The sequence below is a fragment of the Thalassobacter sp. genome, from assembly GCF_982993085.1.
In genome coordinates, this window is record NZ_CEZFMW010000001.1 from 78,929 (window position 1) to 97,853 (window position 18,925).

The 18,925-nt window shown below is 54.5% G+C and carries 18 protein-coding genes; 16 read left to right on the forward strand and 2 right to left on the reverse strand.

Annotated elements, in window-relative coordinates; all coding sequences use genetic code 11:
• Positions 1 to 13: 13 nt before the first annotated feature.
• Positions 14 to 808 carry a MauE/DoxX family redox-associated membrane protein gene (locus AC4GMC_RS00370; protein ID WP_487875885.1) on the forward strand — a complete coding sequence of 265 codons (795 nt, stop codon included), beginning with the start codon at positions 14 to 16 and terminating at the stop codon, positions 806 to 808.
• A complete protein-coding gene (locus tag AC4GMC_RS00375) occupies positions 805 to 1,581 on the forward strand; it encodes a DsbA family protein (protein WP_487875886.1) in 777 nt (258 codons plus the stop codon). Before AC4GMC_RS00370 ends, AC4GMC_RS00375 begins: the two co-directional genes overlap by 4 nt.
• A gap of 307 nt (positions 1,582 to 1,888) precedes the next feature.
• Here the strand turns inward: AC4GMC_RS00375 and AC4GMC_RS00380 are convergent, their stop codons facing one another.
• Positions 1,889 to 2,521 (reverse strand): tyrosine-type recombinase/integrase, encoded by a 633-nt coding sequence (locus AC4GMC_RS00380; RefSeq protein ID WP_487875887.1) that lies wholly within the window; start codon positions 2,519 to 2,521, stop codon positions 1,889 to 1,891.
• Between the two features lie 396 nt (positions 2,522 to 2,917).
• Between AC4GMC_RS00380 and AC4GMC_RS00385 the strand changes: the two genes are divergently transcribed.
• Genes AC4GMC_RS00385 through AC4GMC_RS00395 form a run of 3 tightly spaced genes read left to right on the forward strand, consistent with a single transcriptional unit; the run spans position 2,918 to position 5,484 of the window.
• Positions 2,918 to 3,313, forward strand: coding sequence for a VOC family protein (locus tag AC4GMC_RS00385; protein WP_487875888.1), 396 nt, complete (start codon positions 2,918 to 2,920; stop codon positions 3,311 to 3,313).
• 59 nt (positions 3,314 to 3,372) lie between these two features.
• Positions 3,373 to 3,897 carry a twin-arginine translocation signal domain-containing protein gene (locus tag AC4GMC_RS00390; RefSeq protein ID WP_487875889.1) on the forward strand — a complete coding sequence of 175 codons (525 nt, stop codon included), beginning with the start codon at positions 3,373 to 3,375 and terminating at the stop codon, positions 3,895 to 3,897.
• Between the two features lie 15 nt (positions 3,898 to 3,912).
• Complete coding sequence (locus tag AC4GMC_RS00395) at positions 3,913 to 5,484, forward strand: GMC family oxidoreductase (RefSeq protein WP_487875890.1); 1,572 nt, start codon at positions 3,913 to 3,915, stop codon at positions 5,482 to 5,484.
• Positions 5,485 to 5,556: 72 nt separating this feature from the next.
• Here the strand turns inward: AC4GMC_RS00395 and AC4GMC_RS00400 are convergent, their stop codons facing one another.
• The gene (locus AC4GMC_RS00400) at positions 5,557 to 5,946 is read right to left on the reverse strand and encodes a ribbon-helix-helix domain-containing protein (RefSeq protein WP_487875891.1); all 390 of its coding nucleotides are present in this window, start codon (positions 5,944 to 5,946) and stop codon (positions 5,557 to 5,559) included.
• Between the two features lie 1,311 nt (positions 5,947 to 7,257).
• On the opposite strand from AC4GMC_RS00400, the gene AC4GMC_RS00405 reads away from it, so the two are divergent.
• The 11 genes from AC4GMC_RS00405 (at position 7,258) to AC4GMC_RS00455 (ending at position 18,716) form a co-directional block, all read left to right on the forward strand.
• Positions 7,258 to 8,202 carry a GlxA family transcriptional regulator gene (locus tag AC4GMC_RS00405; protein WP_487875892.1) on the forward strand — a complete coding sequence of 315 codons (945 nt, stop codon included), beginning with the start codon at positions 7,258 to 7,260 and terminating at the stop codon, positions 8,200 to 8,202.
• Between the two features lie 135 nt (positions 8,203 to 8,337).
• On the forward strand, positions 8,338 to 9,528 hold the full coding sequence (locus AC4GMC_RS00410; protein WP_487875893.1) for an acyl-CoA dehydrogenase family protein: 1,191 nt from the start codon (positions 8,338 to 8,340) through the stop codon (positions 9,526 to 9,528).
• A gap of 13 nt (positions 9,529 to 9,541) precedes the next feature.
• A complete protein-coding gene (locus AC4GMC_RS00415; RefSeq protein WP_487875894.1) occupies positions 9,542 to 11,101 on the forward strand; it encodes a class I adenylate-forming enzyme family protein in 1,560 nt (519 codons plus the stop codon).
• Between the two features lie 4 nt (positions 11,102 to 11,105).
• Complete coding sequence (locus AC4GMC_RS00420; RefSeq protein ID WP_487875895.1) at positions 11,106 to 11,906, forward strand: crotonase/enoyl-CoA hydratase family protein; 801 nt, start codon at positions 11,106 to 11,108, stop codon at positions 11,904 to 11,906.
• A 698-nt stretch (positions 11,907 to 12,604) separates the two neighbouring features.
• Positions 12,605 to 12,730 carry a hypothetical protein gene (locus tag AC4GMC_RS00425; protein WP_487875896.1) on the forward strand — a complete coding sequence of 42 codons (126 nt, stop codon included), beginning with the start codon at positions 12,605 to 12,607 and terminating at the stop codon, positions 12,728 to 12,730.
• A gap of 79 nt (positions 12,731 to 12,809) precedes the next feature.
• Positions 12,810 to 13,052 (forward strand): hypothetical protein, encoded by a 243-nt coding sequence (locus tag AC4GMC_RS00430; RefSeq protein ID WP_487875897.1) that lies wholly within the window; start codon positions 12,810 to 12,812, stop codon positions 13,050 to 13,052.
• A 179-nt stretch (positions 13,053 to 13,231) separates the two neighbouring features.
• The gene (locus tag AC4GMC_RS00435) at positions 13,232 to 14,281 is read left to right on the forward strand and encodes a zinc-binding dehydrogenase (RefSeq protein WP_487875898.1); all 1,050 of its coding nucleotides are present in this window, start codon (positions 13,232 to 13,234) and stop codon (positions 14,279 to 14,281) included.
• A gap of 1,245 nt (positions 14,282 to 15,526) precedes the next feature.
• Positions 15,527 to 16,390, forward strand: a complete 864-nt coding sequence (locus tag AC4GMC_RS00440) for a hypothetical protein (RefSeq protein ID WP_487875899.1) — start codon at positions 15,527 to 15,529, stop codon at positions 16,388 to 16,390.
• 235 nt (positions 16,391 to 16,625) lie between these two features.
• Complete coding sequence (locus tag AC4GMC_RS00445) at positions 16,626 to 16,928, forward strand: helix-turn-helix transcriptional regulator (protein ID WP_171186123.1); 303 nt, start codon at positions 16,626 to 16,628, stop codon at positions 16,926 to 16,928.
• Positions 16,921 to 18,141 carry a HipA domain-containing protein gene (locus AC4GMC_RS00450; RefSeq protein WP_168577561.1) on the forward strand — a complete coding sequence of 407 codons (1,221 nt, stop codon included), beginning with the start codon at positions 16,921 to 16,923 and terminating at the stop codon, positions 18,139 to 18,141. The genes AC4GMC_RS00445 and AC4GMC_RS00450 overlap by 8 nt, the downstream gene beginning before the upstream one ends.
• A gap of 377 nt (positions 18,142 to 18,518) precedes the next feature.
• Positions 18,519 to 18,716, forward strand: a complete 198-nt coding sequence (locus tag AC4GMC_RS00455; protein WP_035262952.1) for a hypothetical protein — start codon at positions 18,519 to 18,521, stop codon at positions 18,714 to 18,716.
• Positions 18,717 to 18,925: the final 209 nt, after the last annotated feature.

The following is an 18,925-nucleotide window of genomic DNA, read 5'->3' on the forward strand; positions in this document are numbered from 1 at the left end:
AAGGAAAACGATCATGCCTAAAGACACCCGAGACGTCGCTGATGTGACGACCGATCCCGCAACCGCCGCGACCGGAAAAACAGCCGTTTTGTATCGCATGGCCCTGCCGAACCATCTGTGCCCGGCAGGGCAGAAAGCACGCTGGCTGTTGGACAGCAAAGGATTTGAAGTCGATGATCGACTGTTCCGCGAGCGATCAGAGGTCGACGCATTCAAAGAGGCGCATGACGTGCCCACCACCCCCCAGATCTGGATTGAGGGCGAGCGGGTCGGTGGCTATGATGCTCTGCGACAAAAGCTGACTGACTACGATCCGGACGCAACAACATACCAGCCGGTGATCTATCTCTTCGCGGTCGCCGCTGCGACGGCACTTGCCCTGTCCATCGGGTTTATTGGTGCAATTACATGGCAGACGCTTGGTTGGTTCATCTCCGTTTCAATGATCCTTTTGGGGATGCAAAAGCTCCGCGACATTGAGAGCTTTACCACCATGTTCCTGAACTACGATCTGCTGGCGCGGAAATGGGTGCCGTACGCCTATGTTTACCCTTGGGTCGAAACTGGCGCGGGCATTCTGATGACGGGTATGTTGCTGACCCCACTTGCCGCCCCGGCGGCGCTTTTTATCGCGACAGTCGGCGCGATCAGTGTGTTCAAAGCAGTCTACATTGACAAGCGAGAGTTAAAATGTGCCTGCGTGGGTGGCAACTCTAATGTGCCACTCGGTTTCGTAAGCCTGACCGAAAACCTGATGATGATGGGCATGGCGATTGTAATGCTGTTCGCATCGCTTTCAGGCGCATGAAAGTAACCCCAGACTGGCACAGAAGGGCTTTGCTTGCGGGCGGAGCCTTCGCTGTCTTTGGATGGGTGAAGGGTGTGCCTTATCTTGCCTCCTTGGGGGAACCAGATTTTGCGTTTGAAGACTTGCCTGGCCTGGCGCCGTTCCGACGACTGATTGGAACAGGTTCGGCAACGACCGGTGCTGCAATCTTTGCAGGCCTTGATGTGGCCATTGGAGCTGAACCCGAAGTAAATCCTCTGGCGGGTGTCGTTCGCGCCAATCCTTGCTCTGCTATTTACGGAACCGCACAGACGCGTGGCGTCCCAATTGCCATGTTCTCTGACTTCTCTTGTCCCGTCTGTAAAGTCATGGACGACCGTCTTTTAGAAGTGCAAGCACGCGATCCAAACGGTATCCGCATCGTGAGGCATCAACTGCCGATCCTCGGAGTGGCGTCGGCCACCGCCAGCCGTGCCGTTCTGGCCGCAGAGCAACAGGGCACATACCGTGAAATGCACGCACGTCTCATACGTAGCCCTGCCGTGACGAACGAAGCTTACATTGCTGCCATCGCCGAGAGCCTGGGACTCGATCGCAACAAGCTGCTCACTGACATGAGATCAGATAAAATCGCTCGACAACTCCAAATCACCGCCGCCATTGCCGAAGTCTTCGGGTTCTTCGGCACTCCCGCCTTCGCCATAGGCCGGACAGTTTTCATGGGGTCAATGTCAACTAGATCACTTGAAAAACTGGTTTCGGAGGAAATCGACAATCCCTGTGCGAAGCTCTAGGAAAATACGGATCATTGGTAATCCCCGATGTCGGCAATGCTAGACGTCGATGGTGCGATATCTAATGGCCGCGTTGTCCAGCTATTGGTTCTCAGCCAAGGAGCCTTCGCTACTATTTGTACGAATGGCTGGTTTTCACGCCGCGTTGTGAAAAGGGATTTTCAGCAATTGCAGCAAAGTCCACGCTGCGAGCGCACGCAGCACCAAATCAAAAGGTCCGGTGTGGGCTCGCACTTCGGTTTCGCCGCTGCGAAGTCGTAGGTCTGTTCTAAATCGGCGAACGGCGAGTGCCGTCCGCCAACCTGCGTTAGATGTCGATCCGCTCAGCGATGCTCAGAGCATCTTCCAGCTCAACACCAAGGTAACGCACCATGCTATCGACCTTCGTGTGGCCAAGCAACAGCTGCACAGCGCGAAGGTTGCCCGTTTTGCGGTAGATTTCCGCAGCCTTGGTACGGCGAAGTGAATGAGTGCCATAGGCGCTCGGTTCCAACCCAATCGATGTCACCCAGTCACGGACAAGCCGACCGTACTGCCGCGTTGAGATGTGTGGTCGATCGTGGAAACGGCTTGGAAACATGAACTGGCAAGCAAGCATTTCAGGCGACTTAACCCATACCAAGATTGAGTCGCCCGTGTTTTCAGTCAATTCGAACTGCACCGGCTTTTTGGTTTTGCTTTGGATCACCGAAACCCGTTCGCGAACGTAATCATCTTTTACTAGGTCCGTGACGGTGAGTTTGATCAGATCACAACCGCGTAGTTTGCTATCGATCGCAACGTTGAACAGCGCAAGGTCGCGGGGATAGCTGGCAAGTTCCAGGCGCGCGCGGATCGCCCAGACCTGTTTGGGTAGCAGCGGTCGTTTCTGTCCTATGATCCGCCCTTTGTTCCAGGCTTTGCGCTTCGGGGTGACTGCAGGAAGTTGGACTCTTGGCATAATATGCCCTCCGATCCTCCCTCCAAACCCAGGCGTCAGCACCGCGCTGACGCCAAAAGCATAGCATCGGATTGAATGGCCGGTGTCAGACGGAACTAAGACGGGCCATCTCTGCGGGCGCATTAGGCAGCTCTGAGCCCATATTGACCGATGCTGCGCGATGCACGAACGTCTCTGAACCGCGCGAAGCTGCTATCCAGTTTTTAGCCATTTGGCTTGTTGCATATGCGCACGTCGTCCACGGCTAAGTTAACGCCGACCAATCACTGGGATGCGGGCGCGCTTGGTGAACGCCCGAGCAAGCATAAAAAACCCATCGTAGTATCCAGCTAATACCTTTTTTCGCAAGCCATAAGTTACGCTTTTGGACCATGCATCTAAGCGAAGGACGACACTTTGGCAAAATCGATCCATTCAATGATCAGAGTTCTGAATGAGGATCGTTCAGTTCAATTCTACGATCAGGCTTTTGGCCTTAAGGTAGCAGAGAAACTCGATTTCAAGACGTTCAACTTGATCTATTTGGCGAACGAAGAAAGCGACTTTGAGCTCGAACTGACAATCAACAAAGATCAAACCGAACCATATGATCTTGGCAACGGGTACGGGCATTTTGCCGTTTCGGTAGATGACCTTGATGCCGAACACGCTCGGTTTGTAGCGGCTGGTCTGAACCCACGGAAAATCGTGGATTTTGCACCCGATGGAGAGACCATCGCACGGTTTTTCTTTGTGGTGGACCCAGATGGTTACGAGATCGAAGTTTTGCAGCGGGGTGGCCGGTACAAGTGATAATGGCCGGACCCGGACCGCAGAACGCCGGGGAAAATGAAAAAAGGGAGGAATGAAAAATGACAACACCAAAAGGTCTGAAGTCGCTGACGCGCAGAGACCTGCTCAAGCAAGCGAGTGCAGTGAGTGCTTCGGTTCTAGTCGGAACTGGCTTTATTGCCGCTCCGAACGCTGCTTGGGCAGTCGAAACAAACGTGTTGGCTCCAGAAACGATGGCAACATTGATGCAAATGGCGCGTGACATCTATCCACATGATCAAGTGGGTGATGAGTATTACGTAGCGGCTGTAAAAGGGTATGACACAGAAGAAGCTGCAGAAGGTATTGAAGCTGGGATTGCGGCTCTCAACACTGCCGCTCAAGGCAAAGGGCATGCAAGCTATCTCGCCATGGGATGGGAACGTGATCGCGTGGACGTCCTTCGCGCGATGGAAGATAGCCCGTTCTTTCAGCAAATTCGCGGTGGCCTCGTGACGGGGCTGTACAATCAAAAAGCGGTTTGGCCCATTTTTGGGTATGAAGGTGAGTCCTTCTCTCAAGGTGGCTATCTTGAGCGCGGCTTCGACGACATCAACTGGATTTAAGGGAAGGACGAAATCATGACGGCACCTTTTGAACTTTCAGATGACAGCGTCGTTGTCATTATTGGGACCGGCGCAGGCGGCGGTGTTTTAGCAAATGAACTTGCCCAAAAAGGCGTAAGCGTTGTTGCGCTTGAAGCGGGCGGGCGGCATTTACCGCAAGACTTTATCAACGATGAATGGGACAGTTTTGGCCAACTCGCGTGGCTTGATCCGCGCACAACCAGCGGTGACTGGCGCGTCGCGAAAGACTTTTCTGGTCTTCCGGCTTGGATCGTAAAGTCTGTAGGCGGCACCACACAACACTGGGCGGGCGCATCGCTGCGTTTCCAAGAGCATGAGTGGAAAGCCAAGACAAACTACGGCGACGTTCAAGGTGCATCGTTGTTGGATTGGCCGATTGATGCAAGTGAGATGGACCCTTGGTACACGAAAGCCGAGGACAAGCTTGGCGTGACCCGGACCGGCGACAGGCCAGGCCTTCCAGGCAACAACAATTACAAAGTCTTTGAAGCTGGTGCGAAAGCGCTTGGTTATGAGCAGGTCCACACGGGACGTATGGCCATCAACTCGGACGACAAGCGTGACCGTCTGATGTGTCAACAAACCGGCTTCTGTTTCCAAGGATGTAAATGGGGCGCGAAGTGGTCTGCGGGCTACGTCGATATTCCTGAGGGTGAAGCCACCGGAAACCTCGAAGTGCGGTCCGAAAGCCATGTGGCGCGCATTCTGCACAATGATGCTGGCAAAGTTACGGGCGTTGAGTATTTCGACAAAGACGGCAATCTTCAGATGCAAAAGGCGCGTGTCGTCTGCGTTGCGGGCAATTCGTATGAAAGCCCGCGTTTGCTGCTCAATTCCGCGTCTGCCATGTTCCCGGACGGCCTTGCGAACAGCTCTGGTCAAGTTGGGCGCAACTACATGCGTCACATGACGGGTTCGGTTTACGGTGTCTTCGATAAGCCCGTGAAAATGTGGCGTGGTACAACGATGGCTGGGATCATTCAGGATGAATCCCGTCACGATCCATCGCGTGGTTTCGTCGGGGGGTATGAGCTTGAGACATTGGCCCTTGGCCTGCCGTTCATGGCGGCCTTCCTTGATCCCGGCGGTTGGGGGCGCGAGTTTACGACCGCCCTTGATCAATACGAGAACATGGCCGGGATGTGGATTGTGGGCGAAGACATGCCACAGGAAACCAATCGCGTCACACTCAACACCGACGTGAAGGATCAGCATGGATTGCCGGTCGTGAACGTGCATTTTGATGATCACCCAAATGACATCGCAATGCGCAACCACGCTTATCAGCAGGGGCAAGCCATCTACGATGCGGTTGGCGCAACACGTACGTTCCCGACGCCACCCTACCCATCCACGCATAACCTTGGCACGAACCGTATGTCAGAGAACGCGCGTGATGGCGTTGTGAACAGATGGGGGCAGACGCACGACATCGCAAACCTATTCGTTTCCGATGGATCACAGTTTACAACTGGTGCTGCCGAGAACCCAACGCTCACAATTGTAGCGTTGGCCATTCGTCAAGCGGATCATCTGGCAAGAGAAATGTCCGCAGGCAATCTTTGATCTGACGTCGATAAAAATTGAGAAAGCCCCGCCTTCAAGCGGGGCTTTTTTATTCGGAGCTTTGCAAATTTTTCAGTGTTGCCCGCGTGTGACCGCACGTTTCAATTTACGATCTTGGTGGGTCTCAGCTTCTTGCGTCAATATCTCATTCGAAGACAGGCTTTCAAACCCGACAGAGGTGGACGTCGGAATAAGGCCCTTAAGCTGTAAATCGATAAAGCGTAGACAGCAGACGCGTAAAAACGACGTGAAATTGCCAAGGTCATGACCTTCATCAATCGATTCATTGTACAGTTGATGCAAAAGCTGCGGCACATTCAAATCGTCTTTTGCGGCAATCTCTTCAAGAATTACCCAAAACATGCTTTCGAGACGGACACTCGTCACCATCCCATCCATGCGGATTGATCGAGTCTGGCTTGTCCACAGATCGGGATCGGCCCCGACGAACAAACGGCACATAATTTTCCTCCTTGAAAGCAACCAACTGACTAAACTCTGCTTACATCAAATCGCTGAATTTTTCAAATATTCTTGGTTATGGGCTGTCGAAGAACGGAAGCCATACAGGGCGCTGCGAGTTCACTTCATCGATATCACACTGACTTCAATTAATGATGTCGCGACCCGTCGAAACCAGTCCTTGCCTCTGAACCATGCAAGGTCGGTTTTGTCCCGCGACTTGATCCTTAAGCGCTATGTCGTCGCTGCGATTTGTGTGGATGGCCGATCTTCACGCCGCGTTGCCATGCTAAACCTTTAGCAGTTGCAGCATAATTTGTGCTGCGAGCGCGCGCAGCGAAGAATCTGCTCGTCTCCTGTGGGCTCACAGTATACCTTAGCCGCGTGGTGCATAGATGACGGCAACGCGGACAAACCCGCATTTGAATTTTGATACTGCGCTGACGCAACATGACTTTGCGATCCTAAAGCAAGTTCTGTTGCGGTGCAGCGCATTTCGTCGAAGTAGCCATTGCTGATCAGGCGTAAATCCGAACCGCGCTTTCGCAACTGCCAGTTCGAATCTTCGGGGCGCGGGCCTGTCGGTGATCCGTTTTCAGGTCTTCTCTGACGCGGCATATTTGGCGCTGTGGCACGGCACAGGTCGTCATTTCGGTCATTCGCGTCTGTCAATTCCGCTCGAACCGAGATCGATTTTTAGCCCCGTCATTGTCCGATCATCGCGGTGATGGGCGAAGCCCACCCGTTCAGTTGCAGCTGTCGTTGATTTATCATCTCTTCGAAGGTGCAGCAGCATTCACATGGTTGAGCCTTGAGTCGTACCAGACCGACCTTGCAACCGATCATACTCGAGCACTGCCAAACAACCAGTTCGCTAAACAAATACTCCCTGAGAGAGGCACTTCCGCGTGTCTGCGGGTTTTCGAGCCGTCTACTCGGGCGATTTTGAGCTTCGCTAAGCCGCGACCGGGAAAGGTTGCGGCTTGATTTGATGTGCTTGATCGGGCGCCTGCCCGTCCAGCGATGCATCCGGTAGTCTTGAGTTGTAAAATTTCAGATGTCGGGCGGCGCCGCTGCGTGCGGCTGGTACGCTGTCATGGTCCGGCAGTTAGACCTCCTCGTATTAGATGCAGAGCCAAAGCCGCGCGACGCAGGCGTCGTCTCCAAAGCGGAGACTTCGGTCGCGTCTTTCACCGCAACAGCTTAGTTGCGTGGGATCAACAAAAAAGAAAATGCTGGCGCTGCGGCTCGTTTTCCTAACTGTTCATCATAATTTATTTGATATCGGACGAAAGAAAGGAAAAGGAGCATTTGGAAGAATTTCGTGTCTCATACTTTTTGGTGCCTGGCTTTTCCATGCTAGCGTTGAGTTCGGCGATTGAACCTTTGCGTTCGGCCAACCGGACACTGGGCCGAGAAGCTTATACCTACAGCGTGCTCGCGACGCGGATTGGACCTGTGCGAGCAAGCAATGGATTAGAAATTCGCGCTGAATTCGATCTTGAAAGTGCGCCGGATGCGGACTTAACGATCATTGTAGCAAGCTTGGAACTTGACGGGCAGCCTAATCGTGCATTGTCAGACCACATTCGTCGACTGCGTCGACACGGCAGGGGGATCGGGGCTATCAGCAACGGCACATTGCCGCTCGCAGAGGCTGGTGTTCTCGCGGGGCGCAAAGTGACTGTTCATTGGGAAGGACTGGACCGGCTGACCGACAAGTTTCCAGGTGTAACCGTCGTGCCGGATCTGTTCTGTATTGATGACAATATCTACACAGCAGCTGGCGGATCGAGCGCGATGGACATGATGCTAGCACTGATTACATCGCACGAGGGGCGGAGTGTTGCTGCTGACGTCTCCGATCAGTTCCTGCATGGTATCGCGCGCCCGGCGCAGGAAGTACAGCGAGATGATCTGCGCTGGCGCTACAAGATCACTGACAAGCGGTTAGAAAAAGTGGTCCGTTTGATGGACGCTCATCAGGCTGATCCTATCGGGGTAGCTCAGCTTGCCGATCATGCGGGCCTGTCAGAACGCCAGTTGGAGCGGCTGTTCATTCAGCAATTGGGCAATTCCCCATCCAAGTTCTATCTGCGCTTGCGTCTTGAGGCTGCGCGTAACCGGTTGTTGGCGACAACCGACTCACTGGAAGAAATTGCTGATAGGTCGGGCTTTTCAAGTCAGGGCCATTTCAGCCGCACCTTCAAATCTTGGTGGGGTGTGTCGCCTAAAAGTGTGCGGAAGCAAAAATAACGCATCCGTGTCGGCTGGGTGCAAAAATTCGTCGGATGATTGCAGCATCTTGAGCGGTTAACCCTCGTACTCCTCACGATACGGCACCCCCGTTGAATCGGTCGTGCTCTGCAACCAAAAGGCGAGGACGATCCAATGCGCGATTTTTTCATGAATGACGAAGACAGGGGATTTCGCATTGAGATTCGTGAGTTTCTGGATCGTGAATTGGCCCCCCGTGCCGAAAAGATTGAGCGTGATAAGGATTGGGGCGCGGTCAAGGACGTCGTGCGCGCCTTAGGCGAGGCTGGCTACATGAAGCTGATGTTTGCTGATCTCTATGATGGCAATCTCAGCAAGCCGGGCCTAACCCATGCGACGATGCTGTCCGAAGAGGCCGCCTATCTGAACTATGCGTTCGAGACGACCATTGCGACGGCGTTATCCTGTGCGTTTCCGCTGCATCGCTTTGCACAGGCGGAAATCAAAGAACGGTATCTGACGCCGATCCTCGAGGGCACGGCCATCGGGTCGATCTGTATGACCGAGCCGAATGTGGGGTCCGACAGCGCGGGTATGGAAACCAAGATCCGATTTGATACGCAGACAAACGAATGGGTCATCAACGGGCTGAAACGCTATATTTCAAACGCCACGAAATCGGATGTTTATATCGTCTGGGGCATCAGTGACGCCAGTGTGGCCCCGCAAAAAGGCATGACAGCGATAGCAGTACCTGCCAAGACCCCCGGTATGTCCTTTCCACAGACCTATGATTTTATGGGGCGGCGCGGCTGTGTCGTGGGCGAAGTGACCTTCGAGGATGTCCGTGTGCCTGCCGAGAACCTGCTTGGCGAGGAGAACAAGGGCTTTCGTATCATGCTGAGCGCGTTCAACTTTGAACGAACAATCCTTGGCGGGTCGGGGCTTGGTGTCGCGCGCTCGGCCTTTGATATTGCCCGCGATCACGCACAGACCCGCGTGGCCTTTGGTGAAAAACTGGGCCAAAAACAGTTGATTTGGGATATGATCGCGCAGATGAGCTGGCGCATTGATGCAGCCGAATTGCTGACTTATCGCGCAGCCAAAATGTATGATGCGGATTTCGACGGCAAAGAGCTGATGCGTGAGGCGGCACAATGCAAGCTAGTGGCGACGGAAACCGCCGTCTTCTGCGCCGATCGCGCTGTGCAGGTGCTGGGCGGTGATGGGATCACCCGGCAGTTTGGCCGCGCCGAGCAGATCTATCGTGATGCCCGCGCCCTGCCGATTGTCGGAGGATCATCCGAAATGGCGAAGTATCTGATCGCCGCGCGCGAACTGCCGCTGATCAAACCCAATCTCTGACAGGACAAGTCCGATGCATATCGCACGTATCTTGGAGGCCTCTGTCGAGCGCTTCCCAACACACATCGCGCTGGTCTATGGACAACAGCGCTGGACCTATACTGAGTGGCACGCCCGTGTGCGCCGCTTTGCGCAGGCATTGTCGGATATGGGCGTGCGCGCGGGCGATCGGGTGGCATTTTACGTTTCAACCTCGGAAAACTCGGTCACAACCTATTTTGCGTGTCAGATACTCGGTGCAGTCGCTGTTCCTTTGAACTATCGCCTCAGCGCGGGCGAGGCCGCCTATATCATTCAAGACAGCGGCACGCGCGTATTGATCTATGGCCGGCACCTGACGGAAAACGCGTTGAAAATTCAGGCACAGGTGCGATCGGTGCATGATTTCATCAGCTGTTCCTACGATGCTGATGCGATCCCGGAAGGTCACAGCCAATTTGATGCGCTGGCCGAGGAAACAGTCGACCGTGACGCTCTTCGCCCGATCCCGGCAGGCACGGATGTGTCGGCACTGGTCTACACATCCGGTACCACCGGTCGGCCCAAGGGCGTTGTGCATACGCATGCCAATGATGTCGCCATCGCGATGAATTGCGTGATGGAATACGGGCTGACCCATAATGACACCGCCTTGCACATCGCCCCACTTTACCACGTGGGCGGGATGCAGGCCTACTTCATGCCACACCTAATGGTAGGCGGTACGAATATGGTCTTGGGGCGCTATGACGCTTTGGAAACGCTTCACACCATCGCCTCGGAACAGATCACGACCCTGTTTGCCGTTCCGACCCAGATTCAGGAGATGCTGCTGCACCCTGAATTTGCTACGATCGACACCTCATCGCTGCGGCTGATCACAACTGGTGGTGCCGCGATTGCCTCGGCGGTGATGAAACGGGTCATCGCAAATTTTTGCCCCAACATCTTCAACGGCTACGGTATGACAGAAGCGTCACTGGCCCTGTTGCTGCACCCTGAGGATGCGCTGCGCAAGATTGGGGCCTGCGGCAAGCCGACCTTGATATCAGAATGCCGCGTCATTGAGCGCGGAGACAATGCGCAGCCCAGCCAGGTTGTCCCGCCCGGCACGGTTGGTCAGCTTATCGTGCGGGGGCTTCAGGCAATGACTGGTTATTGGAACAACCCGTTCGAGACATCGAAAAAGCTCCGCGCCGGCTGGGTCTATTCGGGTGATCTTTTCAGCCAGGATGAAGACGGCTTCTTTTACTTCCACGGTCGCGCGGATGATATGATCGTGTCGGGTGGAGAGAACATCTACCCTCGTGAGGTTGAAGAACTGCTTTACAAACATGCGTCCATTCAGGAGGCCGCTATCGTCGGCCTGCCGGACGAGAAATGGGGGCAGATCGTGGCGGCCTTTGTCGTGTCCACGGACCCCGAGCTGACACCCGAGGCACTTGATGCCTTTTGCAAGGCCAGTGATGATCTTGCCCCTTACAAGCGGCCCAAGCGCTACGTTTTCATGGATGCGCTGCCGACCAATCCCAGTGGCAAGGTTCTCAAACGCGAACTGCTTGCTACCTATTCCAACACCTGGTTCCGAGGATAAACCCATGACTGATAAACTGCTGTATGAACAGGACGGACACGTCGTCACGCTGACCTTCAACATGCCCGAGACGCGTAACGCGCTGACCGATCAGGACCTGTGCGCCGCTATCGTCGCAGCCATGCGGCGCATCAATGCTGATCAATCGGTGCGCTGTGCTATTGTCACAGGTGCCGGGAAAGCGTTTTCATCCGGCGGAAACCTCAAACATATGAAGGAAAAGTCCTCGATCTTTGGCGGTGATGCAGTCGATGCAAAGGACGGCTACCGTTTGGGCATTCAGCAGGTCGCAAAGGCAATGTGGGAATGCGAAGTTCCGCTCATTGCCGCTGTCAACGGCCCGTCCTACGGGGCGGGATGTGATGTGACTTGTATGGCAGACATTCGCATCGCATCGACGCGCGCGACTTTTGCTGAGAATTTTGTCGCGGTGGGCATTATTTCCGGTGATGGCGGGGCATGGCTTCTACCACGCCAAGTGGGGTTAAGCCGTGCGGCCGAAATGACGTTCACCGCAGAACCGATTGATGCGACTACTGCGCTCGATTGGGGGCTCGTGTCGTCGGTGGTCGAACCCGATGACCTTCTGCCTGCAGCACGCACAATGGCTGCGCGTATCGCAAAGAACCCGCCGCGCCAGTTGCGTATGGCCAAGCGCCTGCTGCGTGAGGGTTTGAACACACGGCTCGATGCATTACTGGAACTGGCCGCTGCCTATCAAGGCGCATGTCATCAGACTGAGGACCACATGGAAGCGGTCAATGCGCTACTTGAAAAACGCGCTCCGGTTTTCACAGGGCGCTAATAGAAAAGCATTAGCGATCCAGGTGTGAAACGGTTCGATAGCGATGATCAAGATGAAGCCATCAATGGCGCATAATGCTACCAACGCAGATATTGCCAGGGACGTTCCAGCCATGTTGGCCTAGCTGGAAGAAGAGGACAGCGCCTTTGTGGGCGTGCGCCAAGCAATGGTGACTCATGGTGCGCTGGTCTTGGTCTTAAGGCATTTATTGACGGGGAGGACAACATTCCGTTGTGCAACGAGCGGTCTGCGGGGGGCGGTGGTGGTGATGCTAACAACCGTCACGTCGCAGTATGCGCCTGCTCGATGCAGCAATGACCGCTGCAAATATCTGCATCGCGCAACACTCGGCGGATGCTCGCAACGATGCGGCCGACCAACGATCAAGCCTCGCGCGAGCGATAGACTAGGTGTCCGTCAAAGCCATCGCTTTCGAGTAAGCGAAATTGACTTACGTCAGAGGGATAAATTCTGCGGCTCAAAAGATTGTATTGGGAGGATACATACGATGATCCAGCAATTCAGCGGCGCACCTGCTCTACATTTGATTGAGTTGCAAAAAAGAGTGCATGTGTAGGATTATAAAGATGGGTCCACAGCGCGCGTGACCAATCCAAAATGCAAGGTACGCTTGGTGTCTCGTCAGGGTGCTATTCGCGCGGCGAAACGAGTTGTTGCTTTTGCGAGGCACGATAGCCTTGAAACTGTCATTGGAAACCGGAGAGCAGTTTGCTGGGCTGGAAATTTTGCCCGATGAAATTACGGCATCCAATACTGTTGGCTCCGGCGTTCATTGGGACGTCTTTGGAGGCGAAACTGCGTAATGCTGGTATCAAGCGTCTGGTCGTGGCCGGTCACTTCACGAATTCCTGCGTTTAAGCATCTTTGCACATGGCGGGAAATATGGGCTTTGATGTCTACCTTGCACATGATGCCTATGTGACCTGCCATAGAATTAAATTGCATGGAACAGATCACGGTCTGGAACTGGTTCACAATGCTTCTGTTGCTGCGATGTACGGCGAGTTTTGCACTTTGGTCAGCACGGAGACGCTGAGTAAGCTATTATCCGCACCTTTAGTGGAATTGAACCGTGTTCAGAGGAATGAGCCGGCCAGCCTGAAACCCGAAAAGCTAACACATTGATCAAGGAACTCACTTCGCGCCCGGTTTTTGTTATCGACTCCGTTATACGAACTGCAGTCGTGAAGCTGCTTGCAACACTGCCACCATTTTAGACCTTGATCTGTCGGTTTTGCAGTAAGCAGGTCTGCGCTGTGTAGGTTACCAAACGTTTGGTTCTAAAGCCAATCTAAGAGGCGAAAATGAAAGCAGCACTGTTCTATCATGTCAGAGGAGCAATTGCAGTTGAGGATGTCGCCGACCCCGAGTGTCCTCGGGACGGGGTTATTGTCGGCGTGCACGCCTGCGGTGTGTGCCGTTCGGATCATCATACTTGGGTCGGAGCAGATAAGAACCTGGTAGTACCCCATGTCTTGGGGCACGAGTTTGCGGGTGTTGTGCAGGAAGTCGGCGCAGACTGTACGAAATTCCGTATCGGTGATCGGGTAACTGCGCCATTCATTCTTGGATGTGGGCATTGTCCCGACTGTGCGTCAGGCCAACCAACCATATGCGAAACTCAAAGGCTTATCGGTTTCACCCAATGGGGTGCATTCGCTGAGCGAGTTGCCGTTCAGGCTGCGGATTTCAACGTTGTCCGATTACCTGACAGCGTGGGCTACGCCGAAGCGGCAGGAATGGGTTGCCGCGTCACAACGGCTTGGCGCGGGCTTAGCGATCGCGCGGCCCTTAATGCCGGCGAATGGGTTGCCGTACACGGCTGTGGCGGTGTTGGCCTGTCGGTGATTATGCTGGCGTCGGCGCTATCAGCGCGGATTGTTGCGATTGACGTATCAGAAGAAGCGTTGAGAAAAGCCAGGCAGCTGGGGGCAGATGTCTGTATCAACGCGAACGAGACCAAAGATGTGGCGAGTGCCGTACGCGAAGCTACCGATGGCGGCGCGCATGTTTCGGTGGACGCCTTGGGCATTACAACCACATTCAAAAACTCGCTGAGTTCGTTGCGCAAACTTGGGCGGCATGTGCAAATTGGTATGCCGATCGGCTCGCACGCCACGGTGTCACTTCCACTGCTCGACCTTGTATATGCACGGCAACTGTCACTCTATGGGATGCGCGGTCTTGGTGCTGCCGGGTTTGCCACTCTTCTTGACATGGTTGAGGCGGGAAAGCTCGACCTTGGCGGGTTGGTCACCGAACGTATTCCGCTGTCGAAAGTAGGCGCGGCTCTGTCATTAATGGACCATGGCCAGCCTGCAGGTATCACAGTGATCGACAACTTTGGCGAATAGCCCAGACGTCGGGTTTACTATCACTAAAGGGTTTCAAACGAATGATTATAGGTCTTTAGCCATATGCATGGCTCTGAGTTGGCTGTTACGGGCTGGCGGCTGATTTGTCCCAAAACTTACCGTAGCTGGCGAAGAAATAGAAAAGTCGTTGGGTTGGTTCCCACCGAATAGGGCTATTGTCGCTTTGTTCCCGGCTTACCGATAGCAAACGTCGCTTGACGCCTACTAGCAGAACGTCAGTGCTTCGCATTGTGTGAATTCGGGGCTTGAGATTTTCTGCGCGTTGCATGAACTCCTGCATTTCTTTCTACAAAGGCGGCATCGGCAACTACGCAATGGGGAAATAAGTTTGCAGTAAGCGCCCGCAGAGAGAAAATTCAACGTCCGGATAGGGCTCTGAACTGCCGTTCGCGGCGATATGCACCAGCTGCTGCTCTGGGCTGAAGGTGACTACCCTGCCCATAGGTTCCGCTATGCAGAACTGGTTGTACTTGACGCCTATAGATGTATGAAATATTGGTGCAGCCCGCTGAGCGGGCGTTGTGTGGTGGTAAGGCCGTAGGCTTCAAGGGTAGTGACGCGGGTTCGATGCCCTCCGCCCGCTCAAAAACATTCCCCGATAAATTACCTACAAAAGGCTCTGAAAGTTTCCGATAAACCTCAGCAATTTATGTGTTTTCAGAAGTTTTCGTCTTAGCCCTCTAAGTTATTGATTTGAGATTCAACCAGCTGTTGCGGAATTTCTTTCTGAGTGCGGTCAGAAAATGACTATAACGTTCAGCGCAATCTACCTATAAAACCACAAATTTGGATGGCCTGACGTGCATACTGTCAGGGGCAATCAACAATTCGATCTCAAACGGATCGAAATGAGCCTGTTCTATTTTGGGTGGGTGGTTGAGAAGCTGTAGGCCCAAGAAAGACACAAGTGCAATAAAAACAAGTACTTATAGTATTTAAGTGGAGGCGAGTACCGGAATCGAACCGGTGTACACGGATTTGCAATCCGGAAAATTTTATTGATTTCAAAGGGAAAAATTGTAAACGGACTTGTTTCGTTCAGGGTCACTTTTCAATAGGTTACGAGGCCCAAGTAAACGGTTTTTCACAGTCTCCCGCTCTGGTGAAAGGGCAAAGAAAAACCGCTGAGGGGGCGGCCACCCACCTCAACGGCATAGAAGAATATTTCCGTCCCAATACCTACGGCATTTCCGGTCTGACCTCAACCCAATTGGCGGTGAGATCATGAGCTGGCGCATCGCAAATGAATGCGCCGAGCGCCGCTTTGGCAGCGCCGCGCGCAAGCAGATCATCATGTTCCTGGCCGATAAGGCGAGCGACGACGGCTCAGGCATCTGGTGTTCCAAGGGAACGATCCAGCGCCACACAGAGCTCAGCGAGAGCACGGTCAAGCGCACCATCATCGACTTTCTGCGCGGAGGCATTCTGATCGAGACAGGACGGAGGCACTGCAAGAACGGCTATACGGTCATTTACCGCATCGTTCTGGAGCGCGTGGCCGCGCTCGAAACCACGGCCGAGCCCGACATTGAGACGGGGGTCACTGTGAACCCCGTCCAGCCTGAACCCGGTACGGGGTCCACGGTGAACGGGGTACGGGGTTCACGGTGGACCCCAAACCATCCTAAAACCATCCATAAACCACCTACGCGCAGGCGCGAGGCGGCGGAGGAGGTTGAAGATTTTGAATCTGAGAAGATCTTGGCGGCCTATCCCGAAGACAGGATCCGAGACCGGCGGACCAGTCTGCGTTTGATCGCAGCAGCTGTGAAAGCCGGGGTAGAGCCCGATGACCTGAAGCAGGCGGTCAAAGCCTATGCCAAGGAAAGCGAAGGCTACACGCGCAGCAAGGTCTGTTTCTCCGACAATTGGTTCAAGATGCGGCGTTGGGAAAAGGGGCTGGCCCAGATCCAGGCCGACCGAGAGAAAGCGCGAGAGGCCGAAGCCAAGGGGCGCGCCAGCCTCGCCGAGTGGATCCACGAGCGCCATCCCTTGTGCCGCCACATCACCAACCGGCAGATCGAGGATTTGATCGTTTCAAAGCTAGTGACGCCTGAGCAGGTGCGCGCTGCGGGGCTGCAGGCGTGACTTTCGAGGGTTGGGAACGCAATCGTTTCGTTCGAGCAGTCGCGTTGGATGAGTGCGGGTAGGTAACCGGGTTGTGTTTCGTAATGGTAACCTTAATACTCCCAATGTTATACTGAGTTAACATAAGGTGTGACTGGAGTGGCAGCAGTGGATTATAGAGTTAAGCGGTGGAAATTGACACTAATGTTCTCTCAGTGTAACATGTAAAGGCTTAATGTCGCTTGGAGATATTATTATGGCTGTTCCGATCAAAATGCCCAGGGCGGCGCGTAAGGAGCTCGTGACACTTGGGGAAAACATTCGTGTTGCGCGACTGCGTCGCAAACTGACCGCTGAGATTGTCGCGCAGCGCGCTGGCACAACGCGACAGACCATCGCCAAGATCGAAAGCGGTAACCCCGCAGTCAAGATCGGCACCTACGTTGCTGTATTGCAGGCGCTCGGCCTCTTGAAAGGTTGGGGGGATATCGATGACCCGGTTGGAGAGCAGATGGCCCTGGATGACCTCCCGCAGCGTGCGAGACTGAAAAATGGTTGAGGTCTGGATCGACTGGAAGGGGCTGAAACAGGTCGGTACGCTCCACCGCACAGCGGGGCGCGGCCGAGAGCGGGTGTCTTTTACCTATCATGCCGACTGGCTTGGCGACGAAAATGCCTTCGGGCTTTCGCCGGACATGCCTCTCGTCAGAGGGCAATTCGTGCCGGAAACGGGGCAGGATATGCTTGCGCCACTTGGGGATTCTGCCCCCGACACCTGGGGGCGAACGGTGATGCGGCGCTATGAGGGGCGCATGGCAGAGTCCGAGGGGCGACGTCCGAGAGTGCTGCAAGAAACCGACTACCTGCTTGGGGTGAATGATGAGACCCGTTTGGGTGCGCTGCGCTTCAGGGTTGATGGCGAGTTTCAAGCGCGTGAGGGCATCGGGGTGCCTGCGCTAGTGAGCCTCGGGGATTTGCTTCATGCGTCTCAGCGCGTTCTGCGCGGGGAAGAGACCGCTGAGGACCTCAAAATGCTGTTCGCTCCCGGAAGTTCCCTCGGGGGCGCTCGTCCGAAGGCCAGCATCCTCGACCAACACGGCCGCCTGTCTGTCGCCAAGTTCCCGAAGGAGACGGACACCTATTGCGTGGAACGCTGGGAAGCCATTGCACTGGAATTGGCAAGACGCGCCGGAATTACGGTTTCTGATCACACGCTTGAGATAGCTGGCGACAAGCCTGTTTTCTTGTCCCATCGGTTTGACCGGAACGAGGACGGCAGGATCCCCTTCATCTCAGCCATGGCGATGCTGGGCGGCAGGGATGGAGAAAGCTACAGCTATTTGGACCTAGCCGATATTATCACTTCAGAAAGCGTAACGCCTGACCAGGACCGCGAGGAGCTCTACCGGCGGGTCGCATTTTCTATTCTTGTTACGAACCTCGATGATCACATGCGCAATCACGGATTTCTGCGTGGGCGTGGCGGCTGGCACCTCTCACCGGCCTACGACATCAACCCTGTGCCGAGCCAGCCGCGTGTGCTCAAGAGCTATGTCGACGATGACAATCCGGATGCCAGCATTGCCCTGCACCGCGCGCAACATGACTCCTATCTTCTCGAACGCAAGGAGGCAGATCGCATCATTGCCGATGTGGCCGAAGCGACGATGGCTTGGCGTGACGTTGCCCATGCATTGGGGGCTCCGGAGCGCGAGATCAGGGAGATGGCAACAGCCTTCGAGCACGAGGAAGCGGATCTGGCGCGAGCGTAAACTAGGGCAGCTGTCGCCTCTCGAGGACAAAGCAACACACCAGTGTGAAATTTACGCTGAAGCGCAAATCTAGAAAATTTACGCTGAAGCGTCAAATGTCGAAAATAATGGCCGCTGCGGTCTTTGAAGTTCCTGCGCCCTTATGGAGCAGGTTGACGAGACCTGTCAGATATTGAGTGCCAAACTCAGATCCTCAACGCCGTATTTCTGATTGCTGAACATAAGCGGGCAGCCGTGTCTGACGCGGTGCAGGTCCTGCTTCAACAAGAAAATTCCCCTGCGCCAGCGCATTCCTCGCGAGGCAAGTTTCTCGCTGACAGCCCCTTGGTGCCAGCTTTGGTCATGTTCATCGAAACACTCAAAATGAGGATCAAAAAATGGCTACTCAAACTCTGAAACTGAACGTCAAATCCGGCGAAAAAGACGGCAAGAACTTCTGGGATCGCTGCGGCGTCCTCTTCGTCAACACCGACGACAGCGGCAACATCACGTCGATCAACGTCAAACACAGCATGTTCCCCGACGTCGAAATGGTCGCCTTCCCACGTCGCGACGAAGATCCGGTCACCGAATGACCTCAATGCCAGGGCGGGGTTCCCGCCCTGGCTTTCTTTTGGGGCGATAGAGCTAAGCTGTAGTTCGGCTTTCAGGTGAAATTTCGTGGGCATGGCGGATTGATTCCGCGGTATTCACTTCGCTATCGGCTGGACTGTGAAGGTGTATTCGCACCTGTCTAGCCCCCAATTTCAGTGCCACTAATTTTGGATTTCTCTAATAAGGTTTC

What these genes read in the sequence shown, in the direction of transcription:
- AC4GMC_RS00380 (WP_487875887.1), bottom strand. Translation starts at nt 2,521, where the DNA reads ATGCCAAGAGTCCAACTTCCTGCAGTCACCCCGAAGCGCAAAGCCTGG.
- AC4GMC_RS00445 (WP_171186123.1), top strand. Translation starts at nt 16,626, where the DNA reads ATGGCTGTTCCGATCAAAATGCCCAGGGCGGCGCGTAAGGAGCTCGTG.
- AC4GMC_RS00400 (WP_487875891.1), bottom strand. Translation starts at nt 5,946, where the DNA reads ATGTGCCGTTTGTTCGTCGGGGCCGATCCCGATCTGTGGACAAGCCAG.
- AC4GMC_RS00410 (WP_487875893.1), top strand. Translation starts at nt 8,338, where the DNA reads ATGCGCGATTTTTTCATGAATGACGAAGACAGGGGATTTCGCATTGAG.
- AC4GMC_RS00450 (WP_168577561.1), top strand. Translation starts at nt 16,921, where the DNA reads ATGGTTGAGGTCTGGATCGACTGGAAGGGGCTGAAACAGGTCGGTACG.
- AC4GMC_RS00455 (WP_035262952.1), top strand. Translation starts at nt 18,519, where the DNA reads ATGGCTACTCAAACTCTGAAACTGAACGTCAAATCCGGCGAAAAAGAC.
- AC4GMC_RS00430 (WP_487875897.1), top strand. Translation starts at nt 12,810, where the DNA reads ATGGGCTTTGATGTCTACCTTGCACATGATGCCTATGTGACCTGCCAT.
- AC4GMC_RS00440 (WP_487875899.1), top strand. Translation starts at nt 15,527, where the DNA reads ATGAGCTGGCGCATCGCAAATGAATGCGCCGAGCGCCGCTTTGGCAGC.
- AC4GMC_RS00415 (WP_487875894.1), top strand. Translation starts at nt 9,542, where the DNA reads ATGCATATCGCACGTATCTTGGAGGCCTCTGTCGAGCGCTTCCCAACA.
- AC4GMC_RS00420 (WP_487875895.1), top strand. Translation starts at nt 11,106, where the DNA reads ATGACTGATAAACTGCTGTATGAACAGGACGGACACGTCGTCACGCTG.
- AC4GMC_RS00395 (WP_487875890.1), top strand. Translation starts at nt 3,913, where the DNA reads ATGACGGCACCTTTTGAACTTTCAGATGACAGCGTCGTTGTCATTATT.
- AC4GMC_RS00435 (WP_487875898.1), top strand. Translation starts at nt 13,232, where the DNA reads ATGAAAGCAGCACTGTTCTATCATGTCAGAGGAGCAATTGCAGTTGAG.
- AC4GMC_RS00375 (WP_487875886.1), top strand. Translation starts at nt 805, where the DNA reads ATGAAAGTAACCCCAGACTGGCACAGAAGGGCTTTGCTTGCGGGCGGA.
- AC4GMC_RS00390 (WP_487875889.1), top strand. Translation starts at nt 3,373, where the DNA reads ATGACAACACCAAAAGGTCTGAAGTCGCTGACGCGCAGAGACCTGCTC.
- AC4GMC_RS00370 (WP_487875885.1), top strand. Translation starts at nt 14, where the DNA reads ATGCCTAAAGACACCCGAGACGTCGCTGATGTGACGACCGATCCCGCA.